The following is a 17,776-nucleotide window of genomic DNA, read 5'->3' as shown; positions in this document are numbered from 1 at the left end:
TCAGCCCGTGAAGCCCACGAAGCCGTGAAGGAGGTCGCAGTGCGGATTCCTACGATGCCGCCCGGCGCTGCCGATTCCGTCGAGGTGACCATCGACCAGCGCGCGCCCCTGCGGTTCGTCCTCGCTGCCGTTCTGGTCACCCTCGCGGGCGTGTTCTGGTTCCTGACCCGGCTCGGTCCGGACGCCATCGCGTACCTCTTCAGCCCGCTCGGCGGGGTGGCCGCCGTCGGCGCGATCGTCGCCGTGCTGCGCGGGGCCCGGCTCGAGCCCGCGGGCCGCCGGTTCTGGCGACTGATGCTGGCCGGATGCGTCGGGCTCACGGTCGGCTACGCCTGGTTCGCCATCATCGCTTTCCAAGTCTCACCCGTACTGCCGGGCATGCCGTACAGCACGGCCGCGTTGGCCGGAGCCGGCCTGCTGGCCTCGATGTGGGCCGTCGTCCGGGTGCCGTTGGGTGTCTCCGGTGCCGCGGCCCGTCGCAAGCAGCTCGTCGACCGGGCGATCGCCTTCGTCGGCGGCGGCAGCGTGATCTGGATCTTCGGACTCGTTCCGATGGCCACCGAGGCCGACCGGTGGACCACGCAGTCGTTGGTGATCACCGGTCTGGCCTGTCTCGTCGGCCTCGGCGCGGTCGTCAAGGTCTCGTACATCGTCGGCGGCCCGGTCGACCGGCGGGCGCTGCGGCTGATCGCGTCGGCGGGGCTGGTCTCGGGCGGCATCGCGCTGCTGGCGCTCTACGGCGACTCCGGCGCGCTGCTCGCCCAGGCGGTCGTCATGCCCGCCGCCTTCCTGCTCGTCGCGGGGGCCGCCCTCCAGCAGGGGCGCGCGGCCGGGACGAGGTCACGGCGGATCAACGTGTGGCTGCCCTACCTCTCCATGATCGCGATCGACGCGTCGCTGCTCGCGGTGTTGCGCGGCGGCCTCACCTGGCAGGACCGGGTGGTCGTGGTCGCCGTCGTCGTGCTCACCGCCCTGATCGCCGTGCGCCAGCTGACCGCGACCCGGGAGAACCGCCGCCTGCTCGACGAGAAACGTGCGACCGAGGAGCGACTGCGGCACGACAGCAGCCACGACGGTCTCACCGGCCTGGCCAACCGCAGCCTGTTCCGGGAGCGGGTGGTCGCGGCCATGGCGGCCGGCGAGGCGACCGTGCTGCTGGTCGACCTCGACGACTTCAAGGCGGTCAACGACTCGCTCGGCCATGACGTCGGCGACGAGCTGCTGGTGGCTGTGGCGGCGACGCTCAAGGAGGTGGTCGGCCCGCACGGGCTGGCCGCCCGGCTCGGCGGCGACGAGTTCGCCGTGCTGCTCACCCGCCCCAACCCGCTCGGCGAGACCATCGCCGACCGGCTGTTCGACGCCCTCTGCGCGCCGATCGGCGGCCACCGCCTGCTCACCCACGCCAGCATCGGCATCGCCACCGCAGCGCCGGGCGTCGACCTCGACGAGCTGCTGCGACAGGCCGACCTGGCCATGTACGCCGCCAAGCAGCGCGGCAAGGGCAACCGGGTGCGCTTCCACGACGGCATGGAGGAGCCCGTCATGGCGCACGCGCGCATCGGCGGCGACCTGCGCCGGGCGCTCGACGCCGGCGAGTTCCGGGTGCACTACCAGCCGATCGTCGCGCTCGGCGAGGGCACCGTGATCGGCGTCGAGGCGCTGGTCCGCTGGGACCACCCGACCCGTGGCCTGCTGCCGCCGTCCGAGTTCATCCCGGCCGCCGAGGCCACCGGGCTGATCGTGCCGCTGGGCCGGTTCGTGCTGCGCGAGGCGTGCCGGCAGGCCGCGGCGTGGCTCGACGAGTTCGGCCCGGACGCCCTGCAGAAGGTCGCGCCCAACGTGTCGGTGCGCCAGCTCCACGACCCGGACTTCGTCGAGGACGTGCGGATCGTGCTGGCCGAGACGGGCCTGCCCGCCGACCGGCTCGTCCTCGAGCTGACCGAGTCGGCGGTGCTGCGCGGCCAGCAGGTCTCGCGCGCCCTGCACGAGCTGCACGCGATGGGCGTACGCCTGGCCCTCGACGACTTCGGCACGGGCGAGTCGTCGCTGAGCCTGCTGCGCTCGTTCCCGGCTTCGATCATCAAGCTCGACAAGTCGTTCGTGGACGGTATCGAGCTCGACGAGCCCGGTTCGCCCGCGGCCGGGGCCCGCCAGGCCGTGGCCCACGCGGTGGCGCAGCTGGCCGGCGCGCTGGGCCTGGACACCGTGGCCGAGGGGATCGAGAGCCAGGAGCAGGCCGACCGGCTGCGCCTGCTCGGGTACACCCTCGGCCAGGGCTACCACATGGCCCGGCCGATGCCGGCGGAACGGATGACGGAGATGCTGTCGCGGCGCTCCGAACGCATCGGCGCCGGGGCTTAGGGTTTGGCGATGGACACAGCGGACGACGGCACGCGGACGGCTCGGTCCCTGGCCGACCGGCTGGCGGCGCTGCACTTCGCCGAGCTGGGCAACGACCAGGCGACCGCGCGCATCATCGACACGATCGCCGAGTGGGGGGAGGGCCAGGGCTGGCGGGTCTACCGCCGGGCGCCCAGCGTCTTCCCGTTGCCCCCGCCGTTGCGGGGCCACTCGGTGCTCGACGTGGCCTGCGCCCGCCCCGACGGGCCGCCGCTCGCGATCGAGATCGACCGGCTCGACCGGCCCCGCACGGTCGACAAGCTGCTGGCCGAGGCCGCGGCCGGGCGGGTCGCGATCTGGGTGCGCTGGGGCGCGGGTCCGTTCACCCCGCCGCCGTTGCCGGTGCACATGGTGACCCGGCCCGCGGCCCGCACGGCCGGCACGTGGCACACCGTCACGGACCGGCCCCCGCCGAACCACTCGGCCGCGCCGATCGAGAACGCCGTAGTCGAGGAACTGCCGTGGAACGGGAAATGAGGACCGGAATGAGTGAGTCGCCGCAGCGGCGGGCGTGGCGCGTGACCGAGCCGATCCACGCCATGATCTATTTCGCGCCGGAGGCTCCCGCGCGCTACGCCGAGCTGGGTGTCGGCCCGCAGGACGGCTACTTCGCGTCCCGCGCCGCCGCCTTCGGCGAGTGCGGTCCGGGCCTCGTGACCGCCACCTTCTACAACTTCAACCCCGCCCTGGTCGTCCGCGCCCTGCCCGCGGTGTGGGCGAGCACCACCCCGGCCGCGATGGTCGAGGCCCGGCTGTCCGCGGTGGATGCCGCGCTGACCCGCGGCCTGGGCGCCACCACGCTCGCCTCACCCGAGGTGGCCGAGGCGGCTGCTCTGGCCCGGGCGGCGGCCGAGGCCGCGACCGCGTGGCCGCAGGGTCGCCCGCTGTTCGCCGCGCAGGCCGAGCTGCCCTGGCCCGGCGAACCGCACCTGGTGCTCTGGCACGCGCAGACGTTGTTGCGGGAGTTCCGCGGCGACGGGCACGTGGCGGCGCTGGTCGCCGCCGGCGTCGGCGGGATCGAGGCGTTGCTGCTGCACGTCGCGTCGGGCGAGGCCGACGAGCGGTTCCTGCGGGTCAGCCGGGGCTGGCGGCGCGAGGCCTGGACCGGGGCCGCCGAGGAGCTGCGGGCGCGCGGCCTGCTGGACGCCGAGGGCGGTCTCACCGACGCCGGACGGACGCTGCGGGCCGAGTTGGAGGCGACCACGGACCGCCTGGCCGCGCCGGCCTACGACGCGATCGGCGCCGAGGCCTGCGTCCGTCTGGCCGAGCTGACCCGGCCGCTGAGCCGCACCCTGGTCAAGACCGGAATGTTGAACCCGCGACTCCCGGAGGGGGAGAGCCGATCATGAACTCGAGCAGGCACCCGGCGTCCTGGTGGACCGAGTTCCTCACCGCGACCGAGCGGTTCGACGGCGCGTCGGTCACCGAGGGCCTCAGCGACGAGATCATGCCCAAGATCACGTCACGGCTGCTGCGGCGCGAGGCCGAGATCGCCGCCGACGTGATGGTGCGCCACCTGAACCGGCCGGCCAGCGACGAGCTCAGCGAGCGGGCCGCGCACGCGGTCGACCGTCTGGAGGCGACGGTGAAGCGACTGAGCGAGCGCGCGGCCGGCGAGGAGAACCTGGTCGAGGCGTACGCGCTGCTGGATGTCCTTCGTGGCCGCTTCGCCGAGGGCGCCGCCGCCGCGGAGCCGTTCGTCGGGACGATGCCGCTGCTCCGGGTCTTCGTCGAGGGCATGCGGCTCGAGCGGTTCGACATGGACCTGGCGATGCGCCTGATCGGAGCGGGCCAGACCCCGGCCGCGGCCGTGCAATCGGGCCTGGTTGTCGGCAAGTACGGCTGGTGGCCCGACTGGCTGCTCGGCGTCGTCACCGAGCGGGCCCTCGCGGGCACCCTCGACGCGGCGACGATCACCGCGCTCGACCAGTGCGCGTACGCCGATCTGAGTCCCTGGCAGGCGCGGATCGCCCGCCGGTTGCTGAGCGGCGAGGACGAGCTGGTCGAGGCGACGGCACAGCGGCTGGAAAGCCTGGGCGCGGTAGCGGCGGCGAGCAAGCTGCGCGACGGCGACCTCACCGCGGTGGCGCTGGCCGCGCGGATGGTCCCGATCTGACGGGACCACCCGCGCGGCGGCGGTCAGGCGCCGCCCTCGGTGAGGGTGACGGTGGTGGGCTGGAACGACGTGCCGTTGACGTCGACCCCGGCGCTCTTGGCGGCGGTGATGGCCTGGTTGATGTAGTCGTTGGTGAAGGCCAGGCCCTCCGGCGCCTTCGTGAGCACGGTGTCGCCGGTCTGGTTCTTCGTGGTCATCGAGATGTCGACGGTCTGCTTCCAGGCCGCCTCGTCGATCACGCCGATGCCGCCGGGGGCCGGCCAGATCAGCTTGTTGGTCTCGTTGGTCTGCCACAGCTGGTGGCTCTTGCCGAGCTTCGAGCCCTTGGCCACCACCAGGTCGCGGCACTTCTCGGCGTTGTCGCGGCAGAACGCCCAGCCCTTGATCGTGCCGGTCAGGAACTTGACGGTCTGCTGCTGGTACGCCGGGTCGTTGAGTTTCTCGGTGTTGGCCCACACCGCGTCCTGGAGCATCGAGGATCCCTCGGCCTTCCAGTCGATGATCGAGAAATCGTCGGGCGTGTAGAGCTTGCCGGTGGCCGGGTTCTTGGCCTCGAGCAGCTGGGCGTACTCGTTGTAGCTCATCGCCTGGGCGGCGTCGATCTCCTTCTTCAGCAGCGCCTGCATGTCGAACTGCTGCTGCACGAGGGTGACGTCCTTGCCCGGGTCGAGCCCGGCCTTGGTCATGCCGGCGAACAGCTCGTACTCGTTGCCGAAGCCCCAGTTCCCGACCTTCTTGCCCTTGAGGTCGGCCGCCTTGGTGATGCCGCTGTCCTTCCAGGCCACCTGGTAGGTGCCGGAGCGGCCGAAGATCTGGCCGACGTCGGTGATGCCGGCGCCCTGTTCGCGGGAGGCGAGCGCCTTGGGCACCCAGGCGACCGCGTAGTCGGCCTTGCCCTGGGCGAGCACGGTCTGCGGCACGATGTCGACGCCGCCCTCGAGCAGCTGCACGTCCAGGCCCTGCTCGGAGTAGAAGCCCTGGTCGACGGCGGCGATGTAGCCGGCGAACTGGGCCTGGAAGAACCACTGGAGCTGCAGCTTGACCGGGGTCAGCGCGCCGCCGCTGGCGCCCGGGGCCGGGGTTGTCGAGTCTTGGTCGGCCGTTCCGCAGCCCGCCACGATCATCGCGGACGCGGCGGCGACGGCAGTGAATATCCGGATTCGTCGCATGGATACCTCCGAGGGGTGTCTTCACCTAACGGGCTGTTGTCCACAGGCCGGCCCGGCTGTTGTCCACAGGCCTCCCGCGAGAGTTCGCTGTTTTTGGGAGGATGGCTGTGTTGGATGGGGGCCCCCTGGGAGGGCGGGCTTTGCGGTCGAGGGCTGTGCGGTGGCGGGCTGTGCGGTGGCGGGCTGTGCGGTGGCGGGCTGTGCGGTGGCGGGCTGTGCGGTGGGATTCCTTGGGATGGTCAGGCGATGAGGCGGGTGCGCCACGGCATGGCCAGGCGCTCCAGCAGCAGCGTGGTGAGATAGAAGACGAGTCCGAGCAGGCAGGCGCCGACCACGAAGGCCCAGGCCCGGGGGTAGGCGGTGAACGCGGCGGCCGACGTGATGCGGGAGCCGAGGCCGGTCTGCAAACCTCCGAAATACTCGGCGACGACCGCGGCGATCACGGCCAGCGACGACGCCTGCCGCAGGCCGGTGAAGACGTAGGGGAGGGCGCCGGGCAGCCGCACTTTGCGGGCGAAGGTCCACCCGTCGGCGGCGTAGGTGTGCATCAGCTCTTGATGGATGGGGTTGACCTCGCGCAGGCCCCGCAACGTGTTCACGAAGACCGGGAAGAACACGATGATCGCGGTGACCAACCGCCGCGGGATGCTGCTGGTCGACTCGAACATGTTGTTGAGGATCGGCGCGAGCGCGATGATCGGCAGCGCGTTGAGAACGGCCGCGAACGGGATCGACACCTCGGTCAGCGGCTTGAAGCGACTGGCCGCCATCGCCACCAGCACGCCCAGGGCGGCTCCGGCGACCAGGCCGATCAGCGCGTTCTCGCCGCTGGCCAGCGCTGCCTCCCACACGTTCTGCCGCTGCTCGACCAGCTCGTTCCAGATGGCCGAGGGCGCCGGCAGGATGAACGGCGCTATCCGGCCGAGCGAGACGGTGAGCTCCCACGCGACGATGGCCAGAACGCCGACGATCACGGGTGGCAGCACCGCGCGGGCCCACTTCATCGCGCGTCCGTTCCGGCGGCGGCGCTTTCGGAGCTGCGGGGCGAAGGAGCGGAGGCTGGTGTGCCCCGCAGGGCCTGCCGGACCTCGGTGATCTTGTCGAAGTAGGCCGGTGACTGCCGGCCGGCGTCGTCGCGGCTCGGCAGGTCGATCTCGATGGAGGCGGTGATGCGCCCGGGCCGGGCCGACATCACGACCACCCGGTCCGACAGGAACACCGCCTCCGAGATGGAGTGGGTGACGAAGACGGTGCTGGTGTTCGTCTTGGCGCAGATGCCGAGCAGTTCGGACTGCAACCGTTCGCGGGTCATCTCGTCGAGCGCCCCGAACGGCTCGTCCATCAGCAGCAGCGGCGGCTGCACGGCCAGGGCGCGGGCGATCGCCACCCGCTGCTGCATGCCGCCGGAGAGCTGGGCGGGGTAGTGCCCGGCGAAGTCCTCGAGCCCGACCAGCGCCAGCATCTGTTCGGCCCGTGCCTTGCGCTCGCGCTTGGACAGTCCCCGCAGCTCCAGCGGCAGCTCGACGTTGCGCAGCACGGTCCGCCACTCGAAGAGGCCGGCCTGCTGGAACGCGATGCCGTACGCCTGCTCCTTGCGGGCCTTCGCGGCGCCCTGGCCGGCCACGGTCACCGTGCCGGTGGACGGCTCGATGAGGTCGGCGATCAGCCGCAGCAGGGTGCTCTTGCCGCAGCCGGACGGGCCGATCAGCGAGACGAACTCGCCGTCCCGCACCTCGAGGTCGACATCGGACAGAGCGGCCACTTCATCCGTACGCCCCTGGTTGAAGATCTTCGTCACGGACGAGACGACGACGGCAGTCATAGGGTAGCCACCTCCACGTGGCGGCGGTGCCGCATCAGCGGCAGCTCCAGCAGGCTGACGAGACCGGCGACGACCAGGCCGAGCAGGGCGGCCCCGAGCATCGCGGTGTAGACCTTCGCGGGGTCCGACGTGGCCTCGCGCGAGTATTCGATGATCAGGCGGCCGACGCCGCCGCGCGTGCCGGTGGAGATCTCGCCGACCACAGCGCCGACCACGGCGGCCGCGCCGGCCAGCCGCAGGGCCGGGAACAGATAGGGCAGGGCGGACGGGAACCGCAGCTTGACCAGCGTGCGCCACCAGCCGGCGGCGTAGCTGCGCATCAGCTCGACCCCGCTCGCCGACGGCGACTGCAGACCGCGCAGCATGCCCACCGCGACCGGGAAGAACGCGAGGTAGGCGGCGATCACCGAGACCACCGCCCAGGGCGGCATGATCGTGCCGCCCCACCCGGCCACCAGCGGCGCCAGCGCGACCAGGGGGACAGTCTGCGAAAGGATCACGTACGGCAGGAGCCCGCGCTCGACGACGCGGAACCGTTCCATGGCCACCGCCAGCAGCAGCCCCACCAGCGCGCCGATGACGAAGCCGGCGGCCGTGATGCCGAGCGTGAACAGGCACGCCTGGGCCACCACGATCCAGACCGGCCGGCCGCCCGTGAGCTCGGGGCGGCCGAGTCGCTCCAGCACCGTCCACAGGTGGGGCATCGACAGGTCGTCGGCTCGCGGCAGGATGCGGACCCCGAACAGCACCGTGCCCTCGGGGTTGCCGACGACCTTGTAGCCCTCCCAGAGCGCCGCGGCGACCGCGAGCCCCAGGAGGACGTACAGAGCTCGCTTCACGACAGCGCCGGAATGATGTGATCCCCGTACGCCCGGAGGGTTTCCTCCTTGGCGTCGTGCTGCAGGTAGACCGCGAACTGGTCGACCCCCAGCGCTCGCAGCTCCTCGAGGCGCTTGAGGTGGTTCTCGACCGGACCGAGGATGCAGAAGCGGTCGACCACCTCGTCGGGCACGAAGCTGGTGTGCGTGTTGCCGGCCCGGCCGTGCTCGGCGTAGTCGTAGCCCTGCCGGCCCTTGATGTAGTCGGTCAGCACCTGCGGAACCGTGCCGTCGCCGCCGTACCGGGCGACGATGTCGGCCACGTGGTTGCCGACCATGCCGCCGAACCAGCGCGTCTGTTCCCGCTGATGGGCCAGGTCGTCGCCGACGTAGGCGGGCGCGGCCACGCAGAACTTGATGGCCATCGGGTCGCGACCGGCCTGCTCGGCCGCTCGTCGCACGGCGCCGATCATCCAGGCCGCGATGTCCGGGTCGGCCAGCTGCAGGATGTAGCCGTCGCCGACCTCACCGGTCAGGGCCAGGGCTTTCGGCCCGTACGCGGCCACCCAGACCTCCAGGCGGCTGCCGGACGCCCACGCGAGCTGCTGTTCCGTGCCCCGCAGCGCGACCTTCTCGCCGTTGGCCAGCCCGCGGATGACGCCGATCGACTCCCGCAGCTGAGCCAGCGACTGCGGCTGCGCGCCCAGCACCCGCAGCGCCGAGTCGCCCCGGCCGATGCCGCAGATGGTGCGGTTGCCGTACATCTCGTTGAGGGTCGCGAACATCGAGGCCAGCACGGTCCAGTCGCGGGTGCCCGGGTTGGTGACCATCGGGCCGACGATCACCCGCTCGGTCTCGTCGAGGATCTTCGAGTAGATGACGAACGGCTCCTGCCAGAGCACGTGCGAGTCGAAGGTCCAGACGTGGCTGAACCCGGCCGCCTCGGCCTGCTGGGCCAGATCGACCACCGCCATCGCCGGCGGGTTGTTCTGGAGCACTACTCCAATGTCCATGACCGGCCCCCGTTCCTAGAGGAGATAGTCGCTGAGCGCGCGGGGCACGTACTTGCCTCGGCCGGCGCGGCCCGTGTATTCGCCGCCGCGGCTGATGACCTCGCCGCGGGACAGCACGGTGTCGACCTTGCCGTCGATCTCCCAGCCCTCCCAGGCGGAGTGGTCCATGTTCATGTGGTGGGTTTCGACGCTGATCCGGGTGCGCGCGTTCGGGTCGTAGAGCACGATGTCGGCGTCCGAGCCGGGCGCGATGATGCCCTTGCGCGGATACATGCCGAACATGCGGGCCGGCGTCGTAGCGATCGTCTCGACCCAGCGGGCCAGCGACAGCTTGCCGTCGACGACACCTTGATAGAGCAGGTCGACGCGGTGCTCGACGCTGCCGATGCCGTTCGGGATCTTCGAGAAGTCGCCCCGGCCCAGCTCCTTCTGGTCCTTCATGCAGAACGGGCAGTGGTCGGTCGACACCACCGACAGGTCGTTGGTGCGCAGGCCCTGCCACAGGTCGGCCCGGTGGCTCTCGTGCTTGCTGCGCAGCGGCGTCGAGCAGACCCACTTGGCGCCCTCGAAGCCGGGCGCGCCGAGCTGGTCCTCCAGCGTCAGGTAGAGGTATTGCGGGCAGGTCTCGGCGAACACGTTGCGGCCCAGGTCGCGGGCGGCCTTCACCTGCTCCAGGGCCTTCGAGGCGCTCAGGTGCACGATGTAGAGCGGGCAGTCGGCGGCCACACTGGCCAGCCAGATGGCCCGGCTGGTGGCCTCGGCCTCGAGTTCCTGCGGGCGGGTCAGGCCGTGATGGATCGGGTCGGTCTCACCGCGTTCGAGGGCCTGCTTCACCAGTACGTCGATGGCCGGACCGTTCTCGGCATGCATCATGATCATGGCGCCGTTGTCGCGCGCCTTCTGCATGGCCCGCAGGATCTGACCGTCGTCGGAGTAGAAGACGCCCGGGTACGCCATGAACAGCTTGAAGCTCGTGATGCCTTCCGTGGAGACCAGCTGGTCCATGGCCTTGAGCGCGTCGTCGTCCACGCCGCCCAGGATCATGTGGAAGCCGTAGTCGATGTGGCAGTTGCCGTCGGCCTTGGCGTGCCACGCGGCCAGTCCGTCCTGCACCACCTCGCCGTACCGCTGGACCGCGAAGTCGATGATCGTGGTCGTCCCGCCGATCGCCGCCGCCCGCGTGCCGGTGTCGAACGTGTCGCTGGCCGCCGTGCCGCCGAAGGGCAGCTGCATGTGGGTGTGCGCGTCGACCCCGCCCGGAATCACGTACTTGCCGGTGGCGTCGATGACCTCGGGACCGTCGGCCGGGCCATGCCCCGGTGCGAAGATCGCCGCGACGGTCTCGCCGTCCACCAGCACGTCGGCCGGGTACGCGCCGGACGGCCCGACCACCGTGCCGCCTCTGATCAGGATGCTCACAGCTCCACCGTCCGGGTGTAACTCTCCGGGCGGCGGTCGCGGTAGAACTGCCAGCGCTCGCGGACCGTCTTGATCAGGCCCAGGTCGAGGTCGCGGACGATCAGCTCGGGCTGGTGGGTGTCGCCGACCTCGCCCACGAACTTGCCCTCGGGGTCGACGAAGTAGCTCTGGCCGTAGAAGTCGTTGTCGCCCAGCGACTCGGTGCCGACCCGGTTGATCGCGCCGACGTAGTACTCGTTGGCGACTGCGCTGGCCGGCTGCTCGAGCTGCCACAGGTAGCTCGACAGGCCGCGGCTGGTGGCCGACGGGTTGAACACGATCTGCGCCCCGCCCAGACCGAGCTCGCGCCAGCCCTCGGGGAAGTGCCGGTCGTAGCAGATGTAGACGCCGACCTTGCCGACCGCGGTGTCGAAGACGGGATAGCCGAGGTTGCCGGGGCGGAAGTAGAACTTCTCCCAGAAGCCCTTCACCTGGGGAATGTGGTGCTTGCGGTACTTACCGAGGTAGGAGCCGTCGGCGTCGACCACGGCGGCGGTGTTGTAGAGGACGCCCTCCTGCTCCTTCTCGTACATCGGCAGCACCATGACGAGGCCGAGCTCGGCCGCCAGCGCCTGGAAGCGCTCGGTGGTCGGACCGGGGATGGATTCGGCGTACTCGTAGTATTCGGCCTCCTGGACCTGACAGAAGTACGGGCCGTAGAAGAGCTCCTGGAAGCAGATCACCTTCGCCCCCTGGGCGGCGGCGTCGCGGGCGTAGTCCTCGTGCGCCTTGATCATTGATTCCTTGTCGCCCGTCCACGTGGTCTGGACGAGGGCGGCGCGAACGATGTCGCTCATGACAGCCCCTCTCAATTGATCTTCGTAGCTGCTCAAGCGCCTGTGATCGCCTGTCTACTCCCCGCAGTATGCCCAGCGCTAGGTCTTGCTTTGTGGCTGTCGGATGCCGTAGGACACTAATGACACACATTCAGGCGAACAATTGCCTGGTTGTAACGGACTGTTTCGGAGAGGTAATTTGCTCGCGCTGATCACGGGCGCTGTCGACGATCGCAGCGCCCGGGGGATTGCCGCGGCCGTGAGCCGCCTGGTGACCGCCGGGCAGCTGCCGGCCGGCACCCGGCTGCCGACGGTCCGCGATGTCGCGCGCGAGCTCGGGGTCAGCCCCACCACGGTCAGCGAGGCCTGGCGCAGCCTCGCCCGGGCCGGCGCCATCCAGACCCGCGGGCGGTCCGGCACCTTCGTGGCCGCTCCCGTGCTGCCCCGGCAGCGCCTGCGCTACTCGCAACTCGGTGGGGCGGTCGCCGCGGCGTCGCGCGATCTCTCCACCGGCGTGCCCGATCACGACCTGCTGCCCGATCTGACCGACGCGCTCAAGCGGATCGGGGACGGGCGGCTGACCACGAGCTACCTCGACGCCCCGGTGCTGCCCGCGCTCGAAGCGGTGCTGCGCGAGCGCTGGCCGTACCCGCCCGAGCGGTTGACCGTCGTCGACGGCGCGCTCGACGCGCTCGACCGGGTGATCGGCGAGGTGGTGCGGTTCGGCGACCACGTGGTGGTCGAGAACCCGGCCTTCCCGCCCTTGCTCGACCTGCTGCAGACGGTCGGCGCCACGGTGGTCGGCGTGCCGATGGACGACGCCGGAATGCGTCCGGCCCACCTGCGCCGGGTCCTCGCCGACTATCCCGCGGTCGCGGTCTTTCTGCAGCCCCGCGCGCACAATCCGACCGGGGTCAGCATGTCGCCGGCCCGCGCGGCCGAGCTGGCCGGTGTTCTCGACGGCTTCCCGGACGTGGTGGCCGTCGAGGACGACCACGCCGGGGACATCGCCTCGTCGCTGCCGGTCAGCCTGGGAAACCTGCTGCCCGAGCGGACGGTCCACGTCGCCAGCTTCTCCAAGTCGCACGGGCCGGACCTGCGGCTCGCTGCGGTCGGGGGGCCCGCCAGTGTGATCGCTCCGCTGGCCGACCGGCGTCTGCTCGGTCCCGGCTGGTCCAGCCGCCTGCTGCAGGGAGTGTTGCTCGACCTGCTCACCGACCCGGCGTCGATCGCGCAGGTCGACAGGGCCCGCGACACGTACGCCACCAGGCGCGCCGCCCTGCTCGGGGCCCTGCACGAGCGGGGCGTGAGCGCGACCGCAGCCGACGGCATCAACCTGTGGATGGCCGTCGACGATCAGCAGATCGCCATGGTCACGCTGGCCGCCCACGGCATCGCCGTCTCGCCGGGCACCCCCTTCTGCGTCACCCCGCTCGACAGCGACCACGTACGCGTCACCGTCGGCCTGGTCTCCGGCGACATCGACACGCTGGCCGACGCCCTCGCCGCCGCCGCGTTGCTGGGCTCACGCGGCAGCGGCCCCCGAGCCCGCCCGCACCCGCGAGGCTGGCGATGAACCCCCGGGCTTCCGAGCGCAACCACTCACTCACGTCGCCCGGGTGGCTACGACCCACCACCTCGCTGGGACATCCGGCTCTTGACCTTGAACTCGCTCTTCAACTAGGGAGACTCTCGTGAGCGACGACCTGTTGGCCCGCCATAGAGCCGTGATGCCGGCCTGGATGCCGATCTACTACGGTGACGACGCTCTCGAGATCGTCGCCGGGTCGGGGCGCCGGGTCACCGGCGCCGACGGCCGCACCTACCTGGACTTCTTCGGCGGCGTGCTGACCAACATGATCGGCTACGACGTCGCCGAGATCAACGAGGCCGTGCAGCGTCAGCTGGCCACCGGCGTCGTGCACACTTCGACGCTCTATCTGATCCGGCAGCAGGTCGAGCTGGCCGAGAAGATCGCCCGGGTCTCCGGCATCCCCGACGCGCGCGTCTTCTTCACCAACTCGGGCAGCGAGGCGAACGAGTCCGCGCTGCTGATGGCCGCGAACGTGCGCCGCTCCAACCAGATCCTGGCCATCAAGAACAGCTATCACGGCCGGACGTTCGCCACCATGGCGGTCACCGGGCACCGCAGCTGGTCGTCGAGCTCGCTGAGCCCGTTGAACGTGCAGTGGCTGGCCTCGGGCGACCGGCTGCGCGGGCGGATGGCCGGGCTGGCCGACGGCGACATCCTCGAGGCGGCGGTCGACGATCTGCGCGAGGTGCTGGCCACGGTCACGGCCGGGGATGTGGCCGCGCTCATCGCCGAGCCGATCCAGGGCGTGGGCGGGTTCGTGGCCGGGCCGGACGGGCTCCTGGGGGCGTACCAGAAGGTTCTGCTCGAAAGCGGCATCCTGCTGATCGCCGACGAGGTGCAGACCGGGTGGGGGCGCACCGGGCAGCACTTCTGGGGCTACCAGGCGCACGGCGTCACGCCCGACCTGATCACCTTCGCCAAGGGCATCGGCAACGGCTTCGCGCTGGGCGGCGTGGTGGGCCGGGCCGAGGTGATGAACGCGGTGCCGGCGATCAGCTTCTCGACGTTCGGCGGCAACCCGCTCTCGATGGCGGCCGGCGCCGCGGTGCTCGACTATGTGCTCGACCACGACCTGCAGGCCAACGCCGAGCGCACCGGCGCCATCCTGCTGGCCGGCCTCCGGGCGCTCGACCTGCCGAGCGTGGGTGAGGTGCGCGGGAAGGGCCTGATGATCGGCGTCGAGATCGTCCGGCCCGGCACCACCGAGCCCGACCCGGCGGCGACGGTGCGCGTCTTCGACGAGTGCCGGGCCGGCGGCCTGCTGGTCGGCAAGGGCGGCCTGCACGGCAACGTGCTGCGGATGGGACCGCCGCTGACCCTGACCGAGGCGGAGGCCCGCGAAGGACTGTCCATCCTCACCGGCGCGCTGTCCCGGGTGGACTCGGAAGCCCGCATCGCCTGACCCCTAGTTATATCCATCAACGCCTCGGTCACCATCGGTGGCTGGGGCGTTTTGCATCCATGATGGAAACTTTTGCTTGATCTGAAGAAACTAACCTTCACTTCAAACGAAACACATCGGTAACCTCATCGAACGATGTCGTTCGAAGGAGAAGCAATGCCGCAATCCCTCAACCGTCGCCAGCTCCTCGGCGCTGCGGCCGCAGCCGGGGCTGCTGCCACCATCGCTGTGCCCGGGGCCGCCAACGCCGGCGGTTCCCACCACTCCTCCCGCCGGGTCCCGAAGGACCAGATCAGCGTGCAGCTCTACACGCTGCGCAATCAGCTGAACATCAACCTTGAGGCAAGCCTGGCCGAACTGGCCGAGATCGGTTACACCCGGGTCGAGCACGCCGGCTTCGTCGGCCGCACCGCCGCCCAGTTCCGGGCCGCCCTCGACGCCGCCGGCCTGCGCGCCACCTCCGGCCACGTCGGCATCCCGCAGCCGTTCAACGCGTCCACCTGGGAGAAGGCGCTGCAGGACGCGAACATCGTCGGCAACAAGTTCATCGTCCACCCGTTCTTCGGGCAGGGCGCGAACGGCCCGGTCCGGGACGCCGCTGTCTACCGTGCCTTCGCGGCCGACCTCAACAAGGCCGGCAAGCTGGCCCGGCGGGCCGGGATCTCGTTCGGCTACCACAACCACCACGCCGAGTTCTTCCGGCAGAACGGCACCAAGCAGACCGGCATGGACATCCTGTTCAACGAGACCGACAACCGCTACGTGCACTTCGAGGTCGACTTGTTCTGGGCCTTCCGCGGCGCGCACGACCCGGTCGACCTGATCAAGGAGAACCGCGGCCGCATCAAGCAGGTGCACGTCAAGGACCTCGACATCAACGCCAGCTTCGCCGACGCCGGTGACGGCCTGATCGACTTCGGCCGCATCTTCGAGCACGCGCGGGAAGCCGGCCTGGTCGAGTACATCGTGGAGCGTGACGACGCCGGTTCGCCCCCGCGGACGCCGGCCGACGCGCTCGTCACCGCCCAGCGTGCGTACACCTACCTGGAGGGGCTCCGTTTCTGATGCTGCGTCGTCTGGCAACCCTCAGCGTCGCCGGAGTGGCCTTGCTGGTCACTCCGTCCGTGGCCGTGGCCGGCGGAGGATCCTCTTCGCAGCCGCTGCCCCCGTCCTCCGACTTCCAGAAGGTCACCCTCAACGACCTGCCGGGTGAGCCGATCGCGCTCGCCGTGCTGCCCGACCGCCGGGTGCTGCACACCGCCCGCGGCGGCGAGGTTCGCATCCACGAGCCCGCCACCGGCCGTAACGTGCTCGCCGCGACCATTCCGGTCTACCTGCACGACGAAGAGGGCGTGCAGGGCGTCGCCATCGACCCCGACTTCAAGCGCAACGGCTGGGTCTACATCTATTACTCGCCGCCGCTCAACACGCCCAAGGACGACCCGCTCACCCCGCAGACCAACGAGGGTGACGCGCCGACCGAGGGCACGGCGGCCGACTTCGCGCGGTTCAAGGGCCACCTGACGCTGTCCCGGTTCAAGCTGGTCGGCAGCACGCTCAAGCTGAACACCGAGCAGAAGATCATCGACGTGCCGACCGACCGCGGCCAGTGCTGCCACGTCGGTGGCAAGATCGACTTCGACAGCAAGGGCAACCTGCTGCTGTCCACCGGCGACGACAGCAACCCGTTCTCCTCCGACGGTTTCGCGCCGATCGACGAGCGGCCGAACCGCAACCCGGTCTTCGACGCCCAGCGCACCTCGGCCAACACCAACGACCTGCGCGGCAAGCTGCTGCGCATCACGGTCGGCCGCAACGGTGGCTACTCGATCCCCAAGGGCAACCTGTTCAAGAAGGGCACGGCCAAGACCAAGCCCGAGATCTACGCGATGGGCCTGCGCAACCCGTTCCGGTTCACCGTCGATCCCGAGACCGACGTCGTCTACATGGCCGACTACTCGCCGGACGCCCGGGCGGCCAACCCGGCCCGCGGCCCGGCCGGGCACGGCCGCTGGATGGCCATCGACAAGCCGGCGAACTACGGCTGGCCGTACTGCGTGCAACCCGACGTGCCGTACATCGACTACGACTTCGCCACCGGCACCTCGGGCGCGGCGTTCAACTGCGCGGCCCCGGTCAACGAGTCGCCCAACAACACCGGTCTGCGCAACCTGCCGCCGGTCGAGAAGTCCGAGATCGCCTACACCTACACGGCCAGCGCGCAGTTCCCGGAGCTGGGCACCGGCGGCATCGGCCCGATGGGCGGCCCGGCGTACGACTACGACAAGCGCTCGCGCTCGCCGTTCAAGTGGCCGGCCGCGTTCGACGGCAAGCCGCTGTTCGCCGAGTGGACCCGTGACTGGGTCAAGGCCCTGACGCTCGACCGGCGCAACCAGGTGACGAAGATCGAGTCGGTGCTGCCCGAGCTCGTCTTCGACAACCCGATGGACCTCGAGTTCGGCCCCGACGGCGCGCTCTACGTCCTCGAGTACGGCGACGGTTACTTCGCCGAGAACCCCGACGCGCAGCTCTCCCGGTTCGACTTCGTGCGCGGCAACCGCACTCCGACCCCGAAGGTCACGGCCACACCGACGTCGGGCCAGGCGCCGCTGACGGTGCAGTTCTCCAGCGCCGGCACGGCCGACCCGGACGGTGACGCCCTGCGCTACGAGTGGTACCTGGACAACGACAACCGGGTCGACTCGCGCTCGCCCAACCCGACGTTCACCTTCACCGAGAACGGCAACTACCGCCCGACGCTGAAGGTCACCGACAGCACCGGCCGGTCGGCCTCGGCCGAGGTGCGACTGCCGGTCGGCACGGCGGCTCCGGTCGTCCGGTTCACCACGCCGCAGGCGGGCCAGCCGTTCGCCTTCGGTGACACGGTGAACTTCGAGGTGACGGTGACCGACGACGCGCCGGTCGACTGCTCGCGGGTCACGGTGACCTACGTCCTCGGCCACGACACCCACGGGCACCCGCTGTCCACGGCGTCCGGCTGCACCGGCTCGATCCAGACGTTCCTCGACGCCGGGCACGCCGGCGCGGGCAACCTGACCGGTGTGTTCGTCGCCTCGTACACCGACACGGGCTCTCCGGCCCAGACCGGCACGGCGACCGTCGTGCTGCAGCCCACCAACTGAGAGTTTTCTGAGCAAGAAGGGCCGGACCCGTTGGGTCCGGCCCTTTCTCGGTAGAGTTCGGCGAC

The 17,776-nt window shown here is 70.6% G+C and carries 15 protein-coding genes; 8 read left to right on the top strand and 7 right to left on the bottom strand.

Features of this window, described 5'->3' with window-relative positions; translation table 11 throughout:
• Window positions 1–39 precede the first annotated feature (39 nt).
• The 4 genes from KXC43_RS32395 to KXC43_RS32380 are packed head-to-tail and all read left to right on the top strand — an operon-like array spanning window position 40 to window position 4,516.
• Window positions 40–2,361 (top strand): putative bifunctional diguanylate cyclase/phosphodiesterase, encoded by a 2,322-nt coding sequence (locus KXC43_RS32395; protein ID WP_308129355.1) that lies wholly within the window; start codon window positions 40–42, stop codon window positions 2,359–2,361.
• A 9-nt stretch (window positions 2,362–2,370) separates the two neighbouring features.
• Entirely contained in the window at window positions 2,371–2,877 is a 507-nt protein-coding gene (locus KXC43_RS32390) for a hypothetical protein (protein ID WP_221380005.1), read from the top strand.
• An 8-nt stretch (window positions 2,878–2,885) separates the two neighbouring features.
• Window positions 2,886–3,749 (top strand): SCO6745 family protein, encoded by an 864-nt coding sequence (locus tag KXC43_RS32385; RefSeq protein ID WP_221380004.1) that lies wholly within the window; start codon window positions 2,886–2,888, stop codon window positions 3,747–3,749.
• On the top strand, window positions 3,746–4,516 hold the full coding sequence (locus tag KXC43_RS32380) for a hypothetical protein (protein ID WP_221380003.1): 771 nt from the start codon (window positions 3,746–3,748) through the stop codon (window positions 4,514–4,516). The genes KXC43_RS32385 and KXC43_RS32380 overlap by 4 nt, the downstream gene beginning before the upstream one ends.
• A gap of 23 nt (window positions 4,517–4,539) precedes the next feature.
• Here KXC43_RS32380 and KXC43_RS32375 read toward each other — a convergent pair whose 3' ends face one another.
• The 7 genes from KXC43_RS32375 to KXC43_RS32345 all read right to left on the bottom strand — a co-directional run bounded on the left by KXC43_RS32375 (window position 4,540) and on the right by KXC43_RS32345 (window position 11,593).
• Window positions 4,540–5,685: an ABC transporter substrate-binding protein gene (locus KXC43_RS32375; protein ID WP_221380002.1), complete on the bottom strand. Its 1,146-nt coding sequence runs from the start codon at window positions 5,683–5,685 to the stop codon at window positions 4,540–4,542.
• 239 nt (window positions 5,686–5,924) lie between these two features.
• Window positions 5,925–6,689 (bottom strand): ABC transporter permease, encoded by a 765-nt coding sequence (locus tag KXC43_RS32370; protein WP_221380001.1) that lies wholly within the window; start codon window positions 6,687–6,689, stop codon window positions 5,925–5,927.
• Window positions 6,686–7,507, bottom strand: a complete 822-nt coding sequence (locus KXC43_RS32365) for an ABC transporter ATP-binding protein (protein WP_221380000.1) — start codon at window positions 7,505–7,507, stop codon at window positions 6,686–6,688. Before KXC43_RS32365 ends, KXC43_RS32370 begins: the two co-directional genes overlap by 4 nt.
• Window positions 7,504–8,346, bottom strand: coding sequence for an ABC transporter permease (locus KXC43_RS32360; RefSeq protein ID WP_308129354.1), 843 nt, complete (start codon window positions 8,344–8,346; stop codon window positions 7,504–7,506). Before KXC43_RS32360 ends, KXC43_RS32365 begins: the two co-directional genes overlap by 4 nt.
• Window positions 8,343–9,338, bottom strand: a complete 996-nt coding sequence (locus KXC43_RS32355) for a TIGR03842 family LLM class F420-dependent oxidoreductase (protein ID WP_221379999.1) — start codon at window positions 9,336–9,338, stop codon at window positions 8,343–8,345. The genes KXC43_RS32360 and KXC43_RS32355 overlap by 4 nt, the downstream gene beginning before the upstream one ends.
• A 15-nt stretch (window positions 9,339–9,353) precedes the next feature.
• The gene (gene hydA, locus KXC43_RS32350; protein WP_221379998.1) at window positions 9,354–10,757 is read right to left on the bottom strand and encodes a dihydropyrimidinase; all 1,404 of its coding nucleotides are present in this window, start codon (window positions 10,755–10,757) and stop codon (window positions 9,354–9,356) included.
• Window positions 10,754–11,593, bottom strand: a complete 840-nt coding sequence (locus KXC43_RS32345) for a nitrilase-related carbon-nitrogen hydrolase (protein ID WP_221379997.1) — start codon at window positions 11,591–11,593, stop codon at window positions 10,754–10,756. The genes hydA and KXC43_RS32345 overlap by 4 nt, the downstream gene beginning before the upstream one ends.
• Before the next feature lie 178 nt (window positions 11,594–11,771).
• Here KXC43_RS32345 and KXC43_RS32340 point away from each other — a divergent pair, with 178 nt between their 5' ends.
• The 4 genes from KXC43_RS32340 (at window position 11,772) to KXC43_RS32325 (ending at window position 17,711) form a co-directional block, all read left to right on the top strand.
• A complete protein-coding gene (locus KXC43_RS32340) occupies window positions 11,772–13,148 on the top strand; it encodes an aminotransferase class I/II-fold pyridoxal phosphate-dependent enzyme (protein WP_221379996.1) in 1,377 nt (458 codons plus the stop codon).
• A 154-nt stretch (window positions 13,149–13,302) separates the two neighbouring features.
• Window positions 13,303–14,568 (top strand): aspartate aminotransferase family protein, encoded by a 1,266-nt coding sequence (locus KXC43_RS32335; protein WP_221380025.1) that lies wholly within the window; start codon window positions 13,303–13,305, stop codon window positions 14,566–14,568.
• A gap of 156 nt (window positions 14,569–14,724) precedes the next feature.
• Window positions 14,725–15,633, top strand: coding sequence for a sugar phosphate isomerase/epimerase family protein (locus KXC43_RS32330; protein WP_221379995.1), 909 nt, complete (start codon window positions 14,725–14,727; stop codon window positions 15,631–15,633).
• Complete coding sequence (locus KXC43_RS32325) at window positions 15,633–17,711, top strand: PQQ-dependent sugar dehydrogenase (protein ID WP_221379994.1); 2,079 nt, start codon at window positions 15,633–15,635, stop codon at window positions 17,709–17,711. The genes KXC43_RS32330 and KXC43_RS32325 overlap by 1 nt, the downstream gene beginning before the upstream one ends.
• Window positions 17,712–17,776: the final 65 nt, after the last annotated feature.

Source organism: Paractinoplanes polyasparticus, from assembly GCF_019710575.1.
Taxonomy (GTDB): domain Bacteria; phylum Actinomycetota; class Actinomycetes; order Mycobacteriales; family Micromonosporaceae; genus Actinoplanes; species Actinoplanes polyasparticus.
The sequence above is the reverse complement of the archived record's forward strand: the minus strand, read 5'-3'. Positions and strand labels throughout refer to the sequence as shown.

Coding starts and splice junctions, on each gene's coding strand:
- KXC43_RS32390 (WP_221380005.1), top strand. CDS start 2,371: ATGGACACAGCGGACGACGGCACGCGGACGGCTCGGTCCCTGGCCGAC.
- KXC43_RS32385 (WP_221380004.1), top strand. CDS start 2,886: ATGAGTGAGTCGCCGCAGCGGCGGGCGTGGCGCGTGACCGAGCCGATC.
- KXC43_RS32380 (WP_221380003.1), top strand. CDS start 3,746: ATGAACTCGAGCAGGCACCCGGCGTCCTGGTGGACCGAGTTCCTCACC.
- KXC43_RS32375 (WP_221380002.1), bottom strand. CDS start 5,685: ATGCGACGAATCCGGATATTCACTGCCGTCGCCGCCGCGTCCGCGATG.
- KXC43_RS32370 (WP_221380001.1), bottom strand. CDS start 6,689: ATGAAGTGGGCCCGCGCGGTGCTGCCACCCGTGATCGTCGGCGTTCTG.
- KXC43_RS32365 (WP_221380000.1), bottom strand. CDS start 7,507: ATGACTGCCGTCGTCGTCTCGTCCGTGACGAAGATCTTCAACCAGGGG.
- KXC43_RS32355 (WP_221379999.1), bottom strand. CDS start 9,338: ATGGACATTGGAGTAGTGCTCCAGAACAACCCGCCGGCGATGGCGGTG.
- KXC43_RS32345 (WP_221379997.1), bottom strand. CDS start 11,593: ATGAGCGACATCGTTCGCGCCGCCCTCGTCCAGACCACGTGGACGGGC.
- KXC43_RS32335 (WP_221380025.1), top strand. CDS start 13,303: ATGCCGGCCTGGATGCCGATCTACTACGGTGACGACGCTCTCGAGATC.
- KXC43_RS32330 (WP_221379995.1), top strand. CDS start 14,725: ATGCCGCAATCCCTCAACCGTCGCCAGCTCCTCGGCGCTGCGGCCGCA.
- KXC43_RS32325 (WP_221379994.1), top strand. CDS start 15,633: ATGCTGCGTCGTCTGGCAACCCTCAGCGTCGCCGGAGTGGCCTTGCTG.